3 protein-coding genes are annotated in these 2102 nt (G+C 74.7%); 1 reads left to right on the forward strand and 2 read right to left on the reverse strand.

The window, feature by feature from the left end:
* Nucleotides 1-992 (reverse strand): aminotransferase class I/II-fold pyridoxal phosphate-dependent enzyme (locus tag AB0G02_RS36670; RefSeq protein ID WP_360804028.1); only part of this gene is annotated, 992 nt, incomplete at its 3' end.
* A 74-nt stretch (nt 993-1066) separates the two neighbouring features.
* On the opposite strand from AB0G02_RS36670, the gene AB0G02_RS36675 reads away from it, so the two are divergent.
* Nucleotides 1067-1540, forward strand: coding sequence for an Lrp/AsnC family transcriptional regulator (locus AB0G02_RS36675; RefSeq protein WP_360804031.1), 474 nt, complete (start codon nt 1067-1069; stop codon nt 1538-1540).
* 7 nt (nt 1541-1547) lie between these two features.
* Here AB0G02_RS36675 and AB0G02_RS36680 read toward each other — a convergent pair.
* On the reverse strand, nt 1548-2102 hold a 555-nt coding region (locus AB0G02_RS36680; RefSeq protein WP_360804034.1), incomplete at its 5' end, for a group II truncated hemoglobin.

Below are 2102 nucleotides of genomic sequence, written 5' to 3' on the forward strand. Positions count from 1 at the left end.
AGGCTCACCGCGGGCGAGTCGAGCCGCAGCCTGCGCTCCACCGCGGCGGGGTCCTCGCGGGTGGTGAACGCGAGCACCGCGCCCGGCCCGCGCAGCTGCGTGCCGAGCAGGCCGCACGGGTCGGCGCCGGGCAGGCTCGGGTGCCGCACCAGGCCGGTGCCGGGATGCGCGTCGAGCCTGGCGGCCAGCTCCACCGCGGTGCGCTGCGCGGCCTCGACCCGCAGCGGCAGCGTGGCCAGGCCGCGGTGCATCAGGTAGCCGCCCAGCGGGTGCAGCACGGCGCCGGTGACGATCCGGACCTGGCGCAGCGGTCCGGCGTGCTCCTCGGCGCACGCCACCACGCCGCCGAGCACGTCGCCGTGCCCGCCGAGGTACTTGGTGCCCGAGTGCAGCACGTAGGTCGCGCCCAGCGCCGCCGGGTTCTGCAGCACCGGCGTGGCGAAGGTGTTGTCCACGACCACCGGCACGTCGCCGGCCTGCGCGACGACGGCGGCGATGTCGACCAGGTCCAGGTTGGGGTTGGCCGGTGTCTCGACCACCACCAGCCCGGTCCGCGGCGTGACGGCGTCGGCCACCCGGTCGGCGGTCGCGTAGGTCGTGCGGACGCCGAGCAGGCCGGACGAGAGCAGGTGGTCGGTGCCGCCGTAGAGGGGACGCACCGCGACCACGTGCGGCTTGTCGGTCAGCACGCACGCGGCCTGCACCACGGCGGTCACCGCGGCCATGCCGCTGCCGAACGCCACCGCGGCCGACGTGCCCTCCAGCGCGGCCAGGGCCTGCTCGAACCGGGCCACGGTGGGGTTGTGCAGCCGGGCGTAGACCGGCGAGGCGGCCCGCGCCGCGCCCTCGGCCAGGTGTTGCAGGGCGTGGCCGCCCTCGACCTGGTCGGGGACCGGGTAGGTGGTGGACAGGTCGATGGGCAGGGCGTGCACACCCAGGTCCGCGAGGTCGTCGCGCCCACCGTGCACCGCCGTCGTTCGCAACCGCTTCATGCCGGGATCGTGGACTTCACGTCGGCGTTCGGGGGAAACTTCCGCAGGATCTTCGGCGGCGGGAGGAGTTCGACTTGTTGGATTCGGTGGACGCGGCGATCGTGCAGGAGTTGCAGAAGGACGCTCGGCTGCCCAACAAGGACCTGGCCGACCGGGTCAACGTGGCGGCGTCCACGTGCGTGGTCCGGCACCGGTCGCTGCGGGAGCGGGGCGTGATCACCGGCTACCACGCGGAGGTCGACCTGGCCGCGGTGGGGCGGCCGGTGCAGGCGATCATCGCGGTGCGGGTCCGGCCGCACACCAGGGCGATCGTCGAGCCGTTCATGGACTACGTGCTGACGCTGCCGGAGGTGCTGGCGCTGTCGCACGTGGCCGGGCCGGAGGACTTCCTGGTGCACGTCGCCGTGGCCGACACGGCCCACCTGCAACGCCTGGTCCTGGACCGCTTCACCACCCGCCGCGAGGTCAGCGAGGTGCAGACCAACCTGCTGTTCGAGCACGTCCGCAAGCACACCGTGCCGCCGGTGGGCGGCGACCGGTGGTCGTGAGGCGCGGTCACCCCCGCCAGGGCCGCGCGTTGCCCCAGTCCCACGTCGGCATGGGTTCGGCCGGGTCCGCCCGGACGCCGGGGGTGGAGAAGACCACCGCCATCCGCGTGCCCCACTCCAGGTAGCCGACGAACGCCGAGCGGAACTCCGGGTCGTCGGGCAGGCCGACGTCGTCCGCCGTGTCGAGCAGGAGCGAGACCCACCGCCTGCGCTGCCGCTCGGTGATGCCCTTGCCGGCGTGCCTGCCGACCATCCCCCGGTGCCCGCCCCGCGACGTCGAGTAGTCCCGCGGGCCGCCGAAGACCTCACCGAGCCACTGCGCGACGTGGTGCGCGTGCTGCGGGTCCATGCCCGCGAACAGCGGGGCCAGCAGCTCGTCGTCGGGCACGCGGCGGTAGAAGGCCCGCAACAGCTCCTCGAACGCCTGCGCACCGCCCGCCCACTCGTAGAGCGTGGGCGTGATCCGGCCCACGTCGACCGGCTCGTGCCGCCGCGTTGGCCCGGCCCACTCGACGAACCCGGCCAGCTCGGCGGCGAACGGGGCGTGGTGCGGCGCGGCGCG

Origin of the sequence: Actinosynnema sp. NPDC023658 (assembly GCF_040639995.1) — a bacterium.
Classification (GTDB): domain Bacteria; phylum Actinomycetota; class Actinomycetes; order Mycobacteriales; family Pseudonocardiaceae; genus Actinosynnema.